This window comes from Pseudomonas nitroreducens TX1, assembly GCF_000313755.1.
GTDB classification, from domain to species: Bacteria; Pseudomonadota; Gammaproteobacteria; order Pseudomonadales; family Pseudomonadaceae; genus Pseudomonas; species Pseudomonas nitroreducens_A.
In genome coordinates this window covers 139,374-155,220 of sequence record NZ_AMZB01000135.1, presented here as the reverse complement: position 1 = coordinate 155,220, position 15,847 = coordinate 139,374, and the positions used below count along the sequence as shown (strand labels likewise).

At 65.6% G+C, this 15,847-nt stretch carries 10 protein-coding genes; 2 read left to right on the top strand and 8 right to left on the bottom strand.

The annotated features are described in order from the left end of the window. Window positions 1-40: 40 nt before the first annotated feature. The 6 genes from C167_RS0127585 to gbcA form a co-directional block, all read right to left on the bottom strand. Window positions 41-1,273, bottom strand: coding sequence for an electron transfer flavoprotein subunit alpha/FixB family protein (locus C167_RS0127585; RefSeq protein ID WP_017521560.1), 1,233 nt, complete (start codon window positions 1,271-1,273; stop codon window positions 41-43). Between the two features lie 238 nt (window positions 1,274-1,511). Beyond that, entirely contained in the window at window positions 1,512-3,479 is a 1,968-nt protein-coding gene (gene dgcB / locus C167_RS0127580; RefSeq protein WP_017521559.1) for a dimethylglycine demethylation protein DgcB, read from the bottom strand. Between the two features lie 182 nt (window positions 3,480-3,661). Further along, window positions 3,662-5,722 (bottom strand): dimethylglycine demethylation protein DgcA, encoded by a 2,061-nt coding sequence (gene dgcA / locus C167_RS0127575; RefSeq protein WP_017521558.1) that lies wholly within the window; start codon window positions 5,720-5,722, stop codon window positions 3,662-3,664. A 156-nt stretch (window positions 5,723-5,878) separates the two neighbouring features. After that, window positions 5,879-6,409 (bottom strand): 4-vinyl reductase, encoded by a 531-nt coding sequence (locus tag C167_RS0127570; protein WP_017521557.1) that lies wholly within the window; start codon window positions 6,407-6,409, stop codon window positions 5,879-5,881. Window positions 6,410-6,583: 174 nt separating this feature from the next. Continuing rightward, window positions 6,584-7,561, bottom strand: coding sequence for a dipeptidase (locus tag C167_RS0127565; RefSeq protein WP_017521556.1), 978 nt, complete (start codon window positions 7,559-7,561; stop codon window positions 6,584-6,586). A gap of 646 nt (window positions 7,562-8,207) precedes the next feature. Further along, window positions 8,208-9,497, bottom strand: a complete 1,290-nt coding sequence (gbcA, locus tag C167_RS0127555) for a glycine-betaine demethylase subunit GbcA (protein ID WP_017521555.1) — start codon at window positions 9,495-9,497, stop codon at window positions 8,208-8,210. A 426-nt stretch (window positions 9,498-9,923) separates the two neighbouring features. Here gbcA and gbcB point away from each other — a divergent pair, with 426 nt between their 5' ends. Beyond that, window positions 9,924-11,027 (top strand): glycine-betaine demethylase subunit GbcB, encoded by a 1,104-nt coding sequence (gbcB, locus tag C167_RS0127550; protein WP_017521554.1) that lies wholly within the window; start codon window positions 9,924-9,926, stop codon window positions 11,025-11,027. 235 nt (window positions 11,028-11,262) lie between these two features. Here the strand turns inward: gbcB and fusA are convergent, their stop codons facing one another. Beyond that, window positions 11,263-13,311, bottom strand: coding sequence for an elongation factor G (gene fusA, locus C167_RS0127545; protein WP_017521553.1), 2,049 nt, complete (start codon window positions 13,309-13,311; stop codon window positions 11,263-11,265). A 911-nt stretch (window positions 13,312-14,222) separates the two neighbouring features. On the opposite strand from fusA, the gene C167_RS0127540 reads away from it, so the two are divergent. Continuing rightward, the gene (locus tag C167_RS0127540) at window positions 14,223-14,540 is read left to right on the top strand and encodes a heavy metal-binding domain-containing protein (protein WP_017521552.1); all 318 of its coding nucleotides are present in this window, start codon (window positions 14,223-14,225) and stop codon (window positions 14,538-14,540) included. A gap of 223 nt (window positions 14,541-14,763) precedes the next feature. On the opposite strand, the gene C167_RS0127535 is transcribed toward C167_RS0127540, so the two are convergent. Further along, the gene (locus tag C167_RS0127535; RefSeq protein WP_017521551.1) at window positions 14,764-15,807 is read right to left on the bottom strand and encodes a low specificity L-threonine aldolase; all 1,044 of its coding nucleotides are present in this window, start codon (window positions 15,805-15,807) and stop codon (window positions 14,764-14,766) included. Window positions 15,808-15,847 lie beyond the last annotated feature (40 nt).

Here is a 15,847-nt window from a genome sequence, read left to right as displayed (position 1 = left end):
AGCCTGTGGCTTTATCCGCCCTACAGTCGGAGAGAACCCCTCAGGCCGCATCGCGCGCCGCTCCGTTGCGATGGGCTTCGGCCAGGGCCATCAGTGCCTTGAGGATCGCCGTGGAATCGCCGATCACCGAGAGATCGGCGCGTTTGATCATGTCGCAACCCGGGTCCATGTTGATCGCCACCACTTTGTCGCAGGAGCCGATGCCCTGCAGGTGTTGAATTGCCCCGGAAATGCCGACGGCGAGATAGACCCGCGCGGTGACCCAGGTACCGGTAGCACCGACCTGGCGAGCGCGCGGCATGTGGCCGTCGTCCACCGCCACGCGGGAGGCACCTTCGGTGGCGCCCAGCGCCACGGCGGCGCGGTGGAACAGGTCCCAGTCCTTTACGCCATTACCGCCGGAGAGAATGAACTCCGCTTCGGCCATGGGGATCTGCGCCGGGTCCACCGCCACCGGGCCAAGGTCTTCGATGCGCGGGAGGTTGCGCGCGACGCTGGTTTCCAGTTCAACGACGCGGGCTTCGTGGCGGGTTTCGCTGACCGGCTCGGCGCACTCGGCGGCGGCCAGGATCAGGCGCGGCAGCTCACGGTGCAGGTCTTGCTGGCCGGCGCCGGCACGGCCGACGCAGCGTTGGCCCTCAGCCTGCCAGACACGGGTCGCCGGGCGCTCGCCGAGGCTCGCCGCCAGGCGCCGGCCGAGTTCGCCGCCACCGGCGCGGCTGTCGGGCAGCAGCCAGTGGCGCGGGGCGAACTGGCTGTTCGCCGAACGCAGCGCCAGTACCCGTTGCTCCGGGGCGTAGCCGTCGTATTCGTTGCCTGCGATCTGCAGCAGGCGGTCGACGCCAGCGGTATCGAAGGCGGATTCCTTGTGTTCGCCGAAGATCACGGCCAGCACCGCGCCGTCATCTCCTGCGAGCTTGCGGGCCAGGCCCAACAGGTCGCGGTCATGACTGGAGAGGCGGCCGCCGACCATGTCCGGCACCACGGCAATCAGGAAGGCCGGTTGCTCGATCGTCACCAGCGGCAGCTGCACCACCTCCGGCGCGCTGCTGCGCTTGCCGCCGGTGCCCTGCTGGCCACCGGAGCGGTCGATGCGCTTGATGCCGTTGGGGCCGATGAAGCCGACCGCGTGGAGGTTCTTGCGGATCACGCCATTGGGGCCCATCCAGCGGCTCTCGCCACCCTGGGCGGACTGCATGGCCGCGTGCAGCGGGTGCAGGCGGTTGCGGGCGATCCACTCGGCGCGCGGGTCGCGGCGGATGATGTCGCTCATGCGAAATACTTCCTTTGGCTGTGGCTACCCTCTCCCCCCGCCCTGGCTACGCGCCCCGCTCCAAAGGGAGAGGGAGCTATCCGTGCTGCTCCGTGGGGGATGGGGCCTGTAGGCAATTCGGTGCAGCGGGATATCCGGCCAAAACTGCGGTTCGTCACTGCACGGACGGTCCCCTCTCCCTTCAGGGAGAGGGTTAGGGAGAGGGAGCAAGGACCTTGCGCCATCAGAAAGGCATTCATCAATGCACCTCCACCGCTTCTTCACGGCGCGCCAGCGAGGGCTTTTTTGCCGGCACCTCGGTGGCCTCGATGAGGACCTCGGCGACCAGTTCGGCGATGTCCTTGATCTCCGGACGCGGGGCGACCACGCCTTCGAGCATCGCGGTGCACTGCGGGCAGCCCACGGCCACCAGCTCGGCGCCGGTCTCCTTGATGTCGGCCATACGCATGTCGGGAATCCGCTGCTTGCCGGGAATGTCGGTGATCGGCGCACCGCCGCCACCGCCGCAGCAGCGCGAGCGGAAGCCGGAGCGTTCCATTTCCTTCACCTCGATGCCGATGGCCTTGAGCACATTGCGCGGCGCTTCGTACTCGCCGTTGTAGCGGCCGAGGTAGCAGGGGTCGTGGTAGGTCACGCTGTCGGCCTTGCTCTGGCCGAGGTTCAACGCGCCCTTGCGCACCAGCTCGTCGATGAAGGTGGTGTGGTGCAATACCTGGTAGTTGCCGCCCAGCGCAGCGTACTCGTTCTTCAGCACGTGGAAGCTGTGCGGGTCGCAGCTGACGATGCGCTTGAAGCGGTACTTGGCCAGGGTGGCGATGTTGCGCCTGGCCAAGGTCTGGAAGGTCGCCTCGTCACCCAGGCGACGGGCCACGTCGCCGCTGTCGCGCTCTTCCAGGCCGAGCACGGCGAAGTCGACGTTGGCGGCTTTCAGGATCTTCACGAAGGACCGCAGGGTGCGCTGGTTGCGCATGTCGAAGGCGCCGTCGCCGACCCAGAACAGCACGTCGGCCTGCTGCTTGTCGCTCATCAGCGGCAGGTTCAGGTCCGCTGCCCAGTTCAGGCGACCGCCGGGGTTGAAGCCGCCGGGGTTGTCGGTGGCGATCAGGTTTTCCAGCACCTCGGCGCCCTTGTTCGGGGTCGCGCCCTTTTCCAGGGTGAGGTGGCGGCGCATGTCGACGATGGCGTCGACGTGTTCGATCATCATCGGGCATTCCTCGACGCACGCGCGGCAGGTGGTGCAGGACCAGAGGGTCTCGGCATCCACCAGGGCCTTGCCGTCCAGCGCGACGATCGGCTGGTGCGGGCCGCCGCTGTGCTCGCCCAGCGGTTTGCCGGGGTACGGGGAGCCCGCGAAGTTGGCGTCATTGCCACCGGCCAGGCCGATGACCATGTCCTGGATGAGTTTCTTCGGGTTCAGCGGCTGGCCGGCGGCGAAGGCCGGGCACATGGCCTCGCACTTGCCGCACTGCACGCAGGCGTCGAAGCCCAGCAGTTGGTTCCAGGTGAAGTCGGTGGGTTTCTCCACGCCCAGCGGCGCCATGGGGTCGTCCAGGTCCAGCGGCTTGAGGCCGGTGGAACGACCGCCGCCGAAGCGCTCGGCACGACGGTGCCAGGCCAGGTGCAGGGCACCGGCGAAGGCGTGCTTCATCGGGCCGCCCCAGGTCATGCCGAAGAACAGCTCGGACACGCCCCAGGCCACGCCAATGGCGAGGATTGCAGCCAGGAACCAGCCGCCGAAACCTTCCGGCAGAATGCCCGCCACCGGCAGGGTGGCGATGAAGAAGCTCGCCGAGAACATCAGCAGGCTCTTCGGCAGGCGCATCCACGGGCCTTTCGACAGGCGCGACGGCGGGTCGAGGCGGCGCTTGGCGACGAACAGCGCACCACAGAACATCAGGGCGGTGGCGGCCAGCAGGGCGAAGCCGAGGATGCGGCTGTGCAGGCCGAAGCCGTGCACCAGGATGGCCAGCAGCGCGGCGGCGACGAAGCCGCCGGCGGTGGCCACGTGGGTCTTGGACATGTACTTGTCGCGCTCGACCACGTGGTGCAGGTCCACCAAATAGCGGCGCGGCATCTTCAGCAGGCCGCCGATCCAGTCGACCTGGGCGGGCCGGCCACGACGCCACATCGCGAAGCGCTTCACGGCGCCCAGCACGGCAAGGCCGAGGGCGGCGAAGAGCAGGATGGGGAGGATGATGTTGAGCATTTCTGGTCTCCCTACGGGACCTCAGGGGGCACTGGGCAAGCTCCCTCTCCCGCTGGCGGGAGAGGGCGGGGGGAGAGGGTCTTCCCGGTCGGCCCGGTCACTCGGCCCACCGCCCTCTCCCCGACCCTCTCCCTGAAGGGAGAGGGGGCTGTCCGTGCCTACCGGACATCACGAGGCGTGTCTTAGAAGTCCTTGCACAGACGCAGTGCGTCATAGATCGCGGCGTGGGTGTTGCGCTGGGCCACGCAGTCGCCGATGCGGAACAGCAGGTAGCCGTCGCCCGGCTCGCTGAGGCACGGCTGCGGCTTGATCGCGAACAGCGCCTCGACGTCGATCTGGCCCTTGTTGCGCGAGCCCTGCTTGAGCGCGTAGTACAGGCTCTCGTCCGGACGCACGCCGTTCTCCACGACGATCTGGTCGACCACCCGCTCTTCCTTCGCGCCGGTGTATTCGTTCTCCAGCACCGCCACCAGCTTGTCGCCCTCGCGGTAGACCTTCTCCAGCATCAGGTCGCCGGTCATGATCACTTCCTTGGGGTACATGCTGCGGTAGTAGGTCGGGAAGGTGGTGCCGCCGATGGCCACGCCCGGCTTGATGTCGTCGGTGACGATCTCGACCTGGGCGCCCTTGTCGGCCAGGAAGTCGGCGACCGACATGCCGCTGAACTCGCAGATGGTGTCGTAGACCAGCACGTTCTTGCCCGGCGCGACCTTGCCATCGAGGATGTCCCAGCTGCTGACCACCAGCCCTTCGGCGGCGCCCCAGTGTTCATTCTGCTCCAGGAACGGATGGCCGCCGTTGGCCAGCACCACCACGTCGGGGCGCAGGTCCAGGATGGTGTCGGCATCTGCACCGGTACCCAGGCGCAGGTCGACGTTCAGGCGTGCCAGCTCCAGCTGGTACCAGCGGGTGATGCCGGCGATCTGGTCGCGCTGCGGGGCCTTGGAGGCGGTGGTGATCTGCCCGCCCAGCTGGTCCTTCTTCTCGAACAGGGTCACGTCGTGGCCACGCTCGGCGGCGACGCGCGCCGCTTCCATGCCGGCCGGGCCGCCGCCGACCACCACCACCTTGCGCTTCACGCCGGTGGTCTTCTCGATGATGTGCGGCACACCCATGTATTCACGGGAAGTGGCGGCATTCTGGATGCACAGCACGTCCAGGCCCTGGTACTGGCGGTCGATGCAGTAGTTGGCGCCGACGCACTGCTTGATCTGGTCGACCTGGCCCATCTTGATCTTGGCGATCAGGTGCGGGTCGGCGATGTGCGCGCGGGTCATGCCGACCATGTCCACGTAGCCGCCTTCGAGGATGCGGGTGGCCTGGTTCGGGTCCTTGATGTTCTGCGCGTGCAGCACCGGCACGTTGACCACTTCCTTGATGCCGGCGGCCAGGTGCAGGAAGGGCTCCGGCGGGTAGGTCATGTTCGGGATGACGTTGGCCAGGGTGTTGTGGGTGTCGCAGCCGGAGCCGACCACGCCGATGAAGTCGATCATGCCGGTGTCGCTGTAGTACTTGGCGATCTGCTTCATGTCGTCATGGGTCAGACCGTCCGGATGGAACTCGTCGCCGCAGATGCGCATGCCGACGCAGAAGTCGTCGCCGACCTCCTTGCGCACCGCCTTGAGTACTTCCAGGCCGAACTTCATGCGGCCTTCGAAGGTGCCGCCCCACTCGTCGGTACGCTTGTTGACGCGCGGACTCCAGAACTGGTCGATCATGTGCTGGTGCACGGCGGACAGCTCGACGCCGTCCAGGCCGCCTTCCTTCGCCCGGCGTGCCGCCTGGGCGTAGTTGCCGATCACGCGCCAGATCTCTTCCGGCTCGATGGTCTTGCAGGTGGCGCGGTGCACGGGCTCACGAATGCCGGACGGCGACATCAGGGTCGGCCAGTTGAAGCCGTCCCAGCGCGAGCGGCGGCCCATGTGGGTAATCTGGATCATGATCTTGGCCCCATGCTTGTGCATGGCGTCGGCCAGGTTCTGGAAGTGCGGGATGATGCGGTCGGTGGAGAGGTTCACCGAACTCCACCACTCCTGCGGGCTGTCGATGGCGACCACGGAGGAACCGCCGCAGATGGCGAGGCCGATACCGCCCTTGGCCTTCTCCTCGTAGTACTTCACGTAGCGCTCGGTGGTCATGCCGCCATCGGTGGCATACACCTCGGCGTGAGCGGTGGAGAGTACGCGGTTGCGGATGGTCAGTTTGCCGATCTGGATCGGCTGGAACATGGACTCGAAAGCCATTGCGGCATCCTCTGAAAACTACTGCGCTCGGTTATGCAGCGTTGGAGGCTGAATCGAAAATGCTCATTTACTGCTCGTAAACTCCGCTTTTCGCTTCAACCTCCGCCTCGCCTACCCTTCGCTCGCTACGTTTTCGATCTCGATTGATTGGGATGATCAGAGCGGTTTGACGACGAACAAGCCGTCGTCGTGGCCTTCCTCGGCACCGCTGTAGACCTGCTCGGCGACGGTGCGGATGTCGCTGCCGCGCGCTTGGAGAATCTGGTCCATGGCGCCGGCGAACCAGCCGGTGAACATGTAGTCCACCTTGCGGTTGACCTTGCCGTAGACGTAGACGAAGGCCGAGTGCTTCAGGCGTACCTGGGCGGTGCCCGCGTCGAGGTCGATCTGCTCGATCTGGAACAGGCCCCAGCCACGTTGCGACAGGCGCTTCATGTAGTGCTCGAAGACTTCCACGCCGACCAGGCCATGGCACTCGGCTTCCTTTTCGCACCAGTGCCAGGCGGATTTGTAGCCGGCCTTGTAGAGGATTTCGGCGTAGCGCTCGGCGCCCAGCTCTTCCTCGATGCCCATGTGGTTGTTGACGAAGAAGTGCCGCGGTACGTAGAGCATCGGCAGGGCGTCGGTGGTCCAGACGCCGGTTTCGCTGTCGACTTCAATGGGCAGTTCGGGGGCGTGTTTAGCCATGTGTGCAGACTCCGGAATTCGTGTGAGCGGTTGCCCTCTCCCCAACCCTCTCCCTGAAGGGAGAGGGAGCTGGCCGTGCATGCGGAGGGTCAGGTGCATGCCGGCGGCTCTGCTCCCCTCTCCCGCTGGCGGGTGAGGGGCTGGGAGAGGGCGCTGTTCGATGGAAAGTCGGTGTTATTCGCCCCAGACGTCTTTCAGGACGCGCACCCAGTTCTCGCCCATGACCTTGCGCACCACGCGCTCGGGCATGCCGCGCTTGAGCAGGGTCTCGGTGAGGTTGGGGAACTCGCCCACGGTGCGAATGCCCAGCGGGTTGACGATCTTCCCGAAGTTGGTGAGGCGGCGGGCGTAACCCTTGTCGTGGGTCAGCCACTCGAAGAAGTCCTGGCCGTGGCCCTGGGTGAAGTCGGTGCCGATGCCGATGGCGTCCTCGCCGACGATATTCATCACGTACTCGATGGCTTCGGCGTAGTCGTCGATGGTCGAGTCGATGCCCTTGGCCAGGAACGGCGCGAACATGGTCACGCCGACGAAGCCGCCGTGGTCGGCGATGAACTTCAGCTCGGCATCGGACTTGTTGCGCGGGTGCTCCTTCAGGCCCGACGGCAGGCAGTGGGAATAGGTGACGGGCTTCTTCGACTCGAGGATGACTTCCTCGGACGTCTTCGAGCCGACGTGGGACAGGTCGCACATGATGCCGACGCGGTTCATCTCCGCGACGATCTCGCGGCCGAAGCCGGAGAGGCCGCCGTCGCGCTCGTAGCAGCCGGTGCCGACCAGGTTCTGGGTGTTGTAGCACATCTGCACGATGCCCACGCCCAGCTGCTTGAAGACCTCGACGTAGCCCAGCTGGTCCTCGAACGCATGGGCGTTCTGGAAGCCGAAGAGGATGCCGGTCTTGCCCTGCTCCTTGGCCTTGCGGATGTCGGCGGTGGTGCGCACCTGCAGCACCAGGTCGCTGTTATCGCGGATCAGCTTGCTGCTGGAGACGATGTTGTTCACCGTCGCCTGGAAACCTTCCCACACCGACACGGTGCAGTTGGCGGCGGTCAGGCCGCCCTTGCGCATGTCCTCGAACAGCTCGCGGTTCCACTTGGCGATGATCAGGCCATCGATGACGATGCTGTCGGCGTGAAGTTCGGCTGGGCTCATCTTGGCGTCTCTCTATTCAGGCAAGGCTGGTGCGGCGGGACTTGTGCCGACGCTTTGCAGGCAGGATATCCCTGCCCCCGCAGGCGACCCGGTTCGAAAACGACCAGGGTCGAACCGAAAGCGTCAAACCGACGACATGGGCGACAGCGTTTGCGTCGCGTGGGGCAATGTGGGGGCTGGAGGGCGCGCTTGGCGCGGATTTGCAGGAGCGAGGGGGACACCCAGTTCTTGCTCGCGAACGCTCTTGCTGGCGGGGCACGGCGCAGACAGGAAGCGCCCTCCCCTCTCCCCAGCCCTCTCCCTGAAGGGAGAGGGAGCTGCTCGGAGTAGCCGGTTCGCTCGGAGTTTCGCCTGACGCTTTACAGTCCCCTCGCCCTTCAGGGAGAGGGTTAGGGAGAGGGTGTTACGGCGGCGGCACCGAGCCCGCCGGGGAGAGGTTCGCGAGCAAGAACTGGGCGTCCCCCTCGCTCCTACGAAGAGCAACTGGCGTCAGCGCTTGCGCCAGCAGGCAAAGAGGTTCCACGCCACCAGGCCGGTGACGAAGGCGGAGCTGCTGTAGAAGAGCATCGCGTCCACGTGGCTTCCTCACTAACGACAGCAGGTAACGACAACGCCCCCGGAAACGGGGGCGCTGGCAGGCTGGGGCTTACTTCTCGGCGACCAGGCGGGCGTGGGCGGATTCCTCGCCCAGGTTGTTCAGCATGCGCTCGCTGTACCAGTCGAGGAAGTTGATCACGCCGAACTCGTAGGTCTTGGAGTACGGCCCCGGCTGGTAGGCGGTGGAGTTGATGCCGCGCTGGTTCTCTTCGGCCAGGCGACGGTCCTGGTCGTTGGTGGCGTCCCAGACTTCACGCAGGCGCGCCACGTCGTAGTCGACGCCTTCCACCGCATCCTTGTGCACCAGCCACTTGGTGGTGACCATGGTCTGCTGCGCACTGATCGGCCAGACGGTGAAGACGATCAGGTGGTCGCCCATGCAATGGTTCCACGAGTGCGGCAGGTGCAGGATGCGCATCGAGCCCAGGTCCGGGTTCTGGATGCGGCCCATGAGCTTCTTGCTGCCCTGCTTGCCGTCCATGGTCATGGACACGGTGCCCTGCAGCAGCGGCATGCGCACGATGCGGTTGCGCAGGCCGAAGCTGGCGTGGGCGTAAGGAATCTTCTCCGCTTCCCAGGCCGTGGTACAGGCTGCGACCTGGTCCTTGAACGCCTGGCTGGCACGCGGGTCGGTGACGTCGTCCCACTCCAGCAGGGTGTTCAGCAGCTCCGGGTGCGAACCGTTGCAGTGGTAGCACTCGCGGTTGTTCTCCAGCACCAGCTTCCAGTTGGCCTTTTCCATCAGCGTGGTCTGCACCGCGACCTTGGTGTTCTCCATGTCGTACGGCTCCATGTAGTGCTCGAGCGTACGCAGGAAGTCATCGATGGCCGGTGGGTTCTCCGACAGCGAGATGAAGATGTAGCCGCCGGCGGTCTTCACGTTCACCGGTTTCAGGCTGTAGTTCTTCATGTCGAAGTCGGCGCCCATCTCGGTGCCGGCGAACAGCAGGCGGCCGTCCAGCTCGTAGGTCCACTGGTGGTAGGGGCAGACCAGCTTGGCGACCTTGCCCTTGTCGCTGACGCACAGGCGCGAGCCGCGATGGCGGCAGACGTTGTGGAAGGCATGGATCTGCCCTTCCGCGCCGCGCAGGACGATCACCGGGTTGTCGCCGATCTGCAGGGTGAGGAAGTTGCCCTTGGCGGGGATCTCGCAGGTCATGCCGGCGATCAGCCACTCCTTGTGGAAGATCTCCTGCATGTCCAACTGGAACAGGCGCTCGTCGTTGTAGAAGGGCTGCGGCAGCGAGAAGCTGTGATCGCGGCTGCGCAGCATCTCGGCGGTGGCCTTGCGGGCCGGTTCCAGCGGATCGCCCAGACTCAGGGTAGTGGTGACGTCCATTGCTAGTCCTCATGCCGCAGCCGGGTCGGGCTGCCGGCGGAAATAAGTGGCTGATACGGTTTGCCACGCAGGGCGTGTGCGGTGGGTGCCAGGCGCGCCGAGTGCGCCGTTTCCCGCCGTCTCGCTCAACCTTGGGGGTTGCTCGGCATGGAGCTGAGTGTGGGGCCGCAGCCCCGGATTACCCTTATCCATGGGCGACACGGCCAGATCATTTCCCGACGCGCAACGGCACGTCCCAGGCGGCAGGTCGCGATAAGCATGCAAATGTCGCTGGCAGGTAAATGCAGCGGCCATCCTCGTGCACACAATCCGCCCCATCAGGCATGCCGAAAGGCCGCGTGCTTTCTACGCTCGAACGACGTAGGCAAGCGGGCCCCGGCGCTGCCCCATCAGGCCCAGCACGGCCCGCGTGCGCGGAGAGACAGCATGTCGACGAACAATTTCCTCAATCCGGTGAACACCCAGACCTGGGCCAACGGGCGCCACCTGGTGCGCTGCGTGAAGGCCATCCAGGAAACCTGGGATGTGCGCACCTTCTGCTTCATGGCCGACGCGCCGATCATGTTCTTCTTCAAGCCGGGGCAGTTCGTCACCCTGGAGCTGGAGATCGACGGCCAGCCGATCATGCGCTCCTACACCATTTCCAGCTCGCCCTCGGTGCCCTACAGCTTCTCCATCACCATCAAGCGGGTGCCCGGCGGCAAGGTCTCGAACTGGCTGCACGACAACCTCAAGGAAGGCGACCAGATCCCGGTGCACGGGCCGGTGGGCAATTTCAACGCCATCGACTTCCCCGCCGAAAAAGTGCTGTTCCTCTCCGGCGGCGTCGGCATCACCCCGGTGATGTCCATGTCGCGCTGGTTCTTCGACACCAACGGCAACGTCGACATGGTCTTCGTGCACAGCGCGCGCACGCCCAAGGACATCATCTACCACCGCGAGCTGGACCACATGGCCTCGCGCATCGCCAACTTCAAGCTGCACCTGATCTGCGAGAAGTACGAGATGGGCGAGACCTGGGCGGGCTACCGGGGCTTCCTGAACAAGGCGATGCTGCAGCTGATGGCGCCTGACTTCCTCGAGCGCGAGGTCTTCTGCTGCGGCCCGACGCCGTACATGCACGCCATCCGGCGCCTGCTGGAAGCCGAAGGCTACGACATGTCGCGCTACCACGAGGAGGCCTTCGGCCCGACCCCGCCGGAAGTGCGCGCCGACGTGAAGGAACTGGCCGCCGAAGCCGCCGAGGCGCCGGCCGTGCCCCTGGCCGAGCAGAACCTGGTGGAGTTCTGCGAGACCGGCAAGAGCATCCGCGTGGCGCCGGGCGAGACCGTCCATGCCGCCGCCGCGCAGCTTGGCCTGCACATTCCCAAGGCCTGCGGCATGGGCATCTGCGGCACCTGCAAGGTGATGAAGCGCTCGGGCGAGGTGGAAATGGAGCACAACGGCGGGATCACCGACGAAGACGTCGCCGAGGGCTACATCCTGTCCTGCTGCAGCGTGCCCAAGGGCGACGTGGTGATCGAGTACTGATCACAGCCTGCCCCCACCTGTCCCACACCTTACCCACTGAGTTATCCACAGGCTGACGGTGTCCCGAGGCCAGCTCGGAGACACCTCCGGCCGAACCGCCTGGCCGCCTCGATCCCGTCTGCAACCCGCATGCCACGTGGCTCTCGCCTCTCGCGAGAACACTTCGGGCAGCCGCGCGCCAAGACCCGGCTACGGGCCTTGGCGCAGGCCAGCTGCGACAAATATCCACATTCGCTCAGTCTTCTTCCGGAACAGCCTTGTAGCCGTTGGACAGGCGTTGCTGGACGTCCTGTGGGACGGCACTGTAATGGCTGGAAGAAAGGCTATAGAGGCCCTGGCCGGCAGTGATGGATTTCAGCCGGTTGGCGTAGCCCTCCAGTTCCGCCAGCGGCACCTGACCGCGCACCAGTGCGAGGCTGGACGACAGCGACTCGGTGCCCAGCACCTGGCCGCGGCGCCCGGTCAGGTCGGCGGTGATATCGCCCAGATGGGTCTCCGGCGCCGTCACCTCGATCTGCATCACCGGCTCCAGCACGATGCCGCCGGCTTTACGCAGCGCATCGATCATGGCCTTGCGCCCGGCGGCCTGGAAGGCGATGTCCTTGGAATCCACCGAGTGGCTCTTGCCGTCGAACACCGTGACCTTCACGTCCTCCACCGGGAAGCCGGCCAGCGGCCCGGCCGCCAGCGCCGAGCGCACGCCCTTTTCCACCGAGGGTATGAAGTTGCCAGGAATCACCCCGCCCTTGATCGCGTCGACGAAGGCGAAGCCCTCTCCGCGCGGCAGCGGCTCGATACGCAGGAATACCTCACCGAACTGCCCTGCCCCGCCGGTCTGCTTCTTGTGCCGGCTATGGCCTTCGGCATTGCGGGTCGCCGTCTCGCGGTAGGGCACGGCGGGGGCGCGGGTCTGCACCTCCAGCTTGTACTGCCCGGCCATGCGCTCCAGCAGGTAGCGCAGGTGCATTTCACCCATGGCACGCAACACGGTCTGCTGGGTGGAGGCGTTGTAGTCCAGGCGCACGCAGGGGTCTTCGGCCTGCAGGCGCTGGAGGATTTCCGCCAGGCGCTGCTCGTCGCCGCGCCGGCTCGCTTCGATGGCCAGGCCCTGCATGGGCTCGGGGAAATCCAGCGGTTTGAGGTGAATGTGGTCCTCGTCGTGGGAATCGTGCAGCACCACGCCGTACTCCAGTTCGTCGACCTTGCTCAGCGCGCCGAAGTCCCCAGGGATCAACCACGGCGCCTCTTCGTGCTTCTTTCCCTGCAGGCGCAACAGATGGCCGACCTTGAACGGTTTGCGCCCGTCGCCGGCGAACAGCTGCATCTCCCGGCGGATCGTGCCCTGGTGTACGCGGAACACCGCGAGGCGGCCAACGAAAGGGTCGATCACCACCTTGAACACATGGGCCAGCACCTGGGCGGCCGGGTCGGGGCTGGACTTCAGCGGGTGCTCGACACCCTTGTCGTCGGTGCGCAGGAACAGCGGCGGGTTGCCCTCGGCAGGGTTCGGCGCAAGGCGTGCGAGGATGCTGGCAAGCTCCGGCACGCCAGCGCCGGTGCGGGCGGAAACAAAGCACAGCGGAATCAGGTGCCCTTCGCGCAGGGCGCGCTCGAAGGGTTCGTGCAGCGCCTCGGGTGCCACCTCACCCTCCTCCAGGTAGTGCGCCATCAGCGCCTCGTCGACCTCCACCACCTGGTCCACCAGCGCCTGGTGCGCCTCGGCAACCGAGGAGAAATCCGCCTCGCCGTCGGGATTGAAGAAACAGTCCACCACCCGCGCGCCACCCTCGGCGGGCAGGTTGATCGGCAGTACTTCCTTGCCGAACGACTCGCGCAACCCCGCCAGCAGGCCCGGCAGGTCGATGCGCTCGGCGTCGATCTTGTTCACCACCAGCATCCGGCACAGCCCGCGATCGGCGGCCCAGTGCATCATGCGGCGAGTGCTCAGCTCGATGCCGTTCTGCGCATTCACCACCACCAGCGCGGTTTCCACAGCCGCCAATGCCGGCAGCGCATGGCCGATGAAATCGGGATAACCGGGCGTGTCGATCAGGCGGACGTGCGCGCCCTCATGCTCGAAGTGCACCAGGGCGGCAGACAGGGAATGGTGGTATTCGCGCTCCAGCGGGTCGGAGTCGCACAGGGTGTCGCCGCGCTCCAGCGAGCCCATGCTGGGAATGGCCCCGCTGTGCTGCAACAGCGCTTCGGCAAGCAGGGTCTTGCCGCTGTCACCGTGGCCGACCAGGGCCACGGTGCGGATCTGTTCCACCGAGTAACTGGACATGCTGAATCTCCCGCCCCCAGGGTGTTTGAAGTATAGGCAGCGCGCCCCGGACGCCTGGACAAATATTGACCACCCCGACGCAAGCCCGCGACAGCGCGGCTTGCAGCGATTCATCCACAACCGGCCCACAAGTTCCTGGCACAACGTTGCACAGCCAATGTGGAAAACCCAGCGGAAAATCCGCTGCAGGCCAGTGACGGCGCGACTTGCGCCATTTGATCAAAAAACGTACTGAACAATCCGTGGCGCGGCCCGCGTGGGCTGCAGCGATGTGGGTACAGGTTGTCCACACCTTCTGCGAGATTCGCCCCACAGGCATTGTGGAAAGTTTCACGCAGCCCCTGCGCCTGGGGAAAAGTAGTGTTGGATCAGTCCCTTGCCTACCCAGCTGATCATTCCTTGAACAACCCTGGGGAAGGCCCGCAGGACATGAGGTGGGAGATGTTTTCCACAGGAGGCGCACAGGAGGCTCAACATAAACCGGGGATAGCGGTGAAAGGACTGTGCACAGATAAATCGCCACAATCGATACACAGGTTCGCAAGTGACTGAAAAGGTGGGGCTGATCAGGAAATAACCAGCTTTCCGCAAGCCGCACACCATCAGCCTCGCAGGCACCTCCCAACAGTTTTTCCACAGGTTGGACACGCTTGCCTCCACAGCGGCTGTGGAGATCTGCACAACCCCCTCCACTACCCATGAAAGCCACGAATAGCGGGGCTCTTATGGAAATGACCGGTAACATGGCGCGATTCATGAACACGTCACGCCGGCGCTTTTTTCCACCAGGTTGTCCACAGCTTTATCACAAGGTTTTCCCTGGATTTTCGCCAAATGCTGAAACACAGCCGGCGCCGCCTTCAGCGAGGTGAGGGCTATGCTGGGCTTCCCCCAGCAGAGGAGCCAGTCCCATGATCCTGACCACCACGCCCACCATCGAGGGCAAGACCATCCAGGAATACCGCGGCATCGTGGTTGGCGAGGCGATCCTCGGCGCGAACGTGTTCCGCGACCTGTTCGCCGGCCTGCGCGACATCATCGGCGGCCGCTCCGGCGCGTACGAGAAGGAGCTGGGCCGGGCGCGGGAGATCGCCTTCGAGGAATTGCAGGAACGCGCCCAGGAGCTGGGCGCCAACGCCGTGGTCGGCATCGACCTGGACTACGAGGTGGTGGGGCAGAACGGCAGCATGCTGATGGTCAGCGTGAGCGGGACGGCGGTGCGCATCTAGCGATGCTGAGCCTGTAGCAACGAGCTTGCTCGCGAACCGCATTCCGCCTGAGGTGTGAAGCGAAGGGACGGATGTTCGCGAGCAAGCTCGCTCCTACACCAGGGCCACCGCGATCAAGTTTTGACCAGCAACCTACAAGCCACGCCGCCCGTGGCCTGCAAGCTTTCATCCACAGGTTGGCGACAGGTTGCGCGAGCAACCGTCCCCAGCGCCTGGGGACAACTCAGGCGCCCATGACCCGGCGAATGTCGGCGGCCAGCGCCTCGACGCGGGCGATCTCGGTGTCCCAGGAGCACATGAAGCGCGCGCCGCCGGCGCCGATGAAGGTGTAGAAGCGCCAGCCCAGCTGGCGCAGGGCCTCAAGGGCGGGTTCGGACATCTGCAGGAACACGCCGTTGGCCTCCACCGGGAACATCAGGTGCACGCCGGGGATGTCCGCGATCCGCTCGGCCAACAGTTGTGCACAGCGGTTGGCATGGCTGGCGTAGTGCATCCAGGCGTCGTCCTGCAGCACGCCCACCCAGGGCGCAGCGAGGAAGCGCATCTTCGAGGCCAGCTGGCCGGCCTGCTTGCAGCGGTAATCGAAGCCTTCGGCCAGCTCGCGGTTGAAGAACAGGATGGCCTCGCCCACCGCCATGCCGTTCTTGGTGCCGCCGAAGCACAACACCTCGACGCCGGCCTTCCAGGTCAGCTCGGCCGGGGTCGCGCCGAGGAAGGCGCAGGCATTGGAGAAGCGCGCGCCGTCCATGTGCAGGTGCAGGCCCAGCTCGCGGCAGGTGGCGCTGAGCGCCTGCAGCTCGTCCGGGCGGTAGACGGTGCCGACCTCGGTGGCCTGGGTGATGGTGACCACGCGCGGCTTGGGATAGTGGATGTCCTGGCGCTTGAGGGCGATCTCGCGGATCGCTTCGGGGGTCAGCTTGCCCTGGGCGTCGGTGCGCGCCAACAGCAGCTTGGAGCCGTTGGAGAAGAACTCCGGCGCGCCGCACTCGTCGGTCTCGACGTGGGCGGTCTCGGCACAGATCACACTGTGGTAGCTCTGGCACAGCGCCGCCAGGGCCAGGGAGTTGGCCGCGGTGCCGTTGAAGGCGAAGAAGACTTCGCAGTCGGTCTCGAACAGCTCGCGGAAATAGTCGGAGGCGCGGGCGGTCCACTGGTCGTCGCCATAGGCGCGCTCGTGGCCGCGGTTGGCCTCGGCCATGGCCGCCCAGGCTTCGGGGCAAATGCCGGAATAGTTGTCGCTGGCGAACTGTTGGGTGTTGTCGGTCATGGCGCTGCCTCGGCACTGCACGGAAAGTCAGTCAGCAGCG

What these genes read in the sequence shown, in the direction of transcription:
- C167_RS0127585 (WP_017521560.1), bottom strand. Translation starts at nt 1,273, where the DNA reads ATGAGCGACATCATCCGCCGCGACCCGCGCGCCGAGTGGATCGCCCGC.
- dgcB (WP_017521559.1), bottom strand. Translation starts at nt 3,479, where the DNA reads ATGCTCAACATCATCCTCCCCATCCTGCTCTTCGCCGCCCTCGGCCTT.
- dgcA (WP_017521558.1), bottom strand. Translation starts at nt 5,722, where the DNA reads ATGGCTTTCGAGTCCATGTTCCAGCCGATCCAGATCGGCAAACTGACC.
- C167_RS0127570 (WP_017521557.1), bottom strand. Translation starts at nt 6,409, where the DNA reads ATGGCTAAACACGCCCCCGAACTGCCCATTGAAGTCGACAGCGAAACC.
- C167_RS0127565 (WP_017521556.1), bottom strand. Translation starts at nt 7,561, where the DNA reads ATGAGCCCAGCCGAACTTCACGCCGACAGCATCGTCATCGATGGCCTG.
- gbcA (WP_017521555.1), bottom strand. Translation starts at nt 9,497, where the DNA reads ATGGACGTCACCACTACCCTGAGTCTGGGCGATCCGCTGGAACCGGCC.
- gbcB (WP_017521554.1), top strand. Translation starts at nt 9,924, where the DNA reads ATGTCGACGAACAATTTCCTCAATCCGGTGAACACCCAGACCTGGGCC.
- fusA (WP_017521553.1), bottom strand. Translation starts at nt 13,311, where the DNA reads ATGTCCAGTTACTCGGTGGAACAGATCCGCACCGTGGCCCTGGTCGGC.
- C167_RS0127540 (WP_017521552.1), top strand. Translation starts at nt 14,223, where the DNA reads ATGATCCTGACCACCACGCCCACCATCGAGGGCAAGACCATCCAGGAA.
- C167_RS0127535 (WP_017521551.1), bottom strand. Translation starts at nt 15,807, where the DNA reads ATGACCGACAACACCCAACAGTTCGCCAGCGACAACTATTCCGGCATT.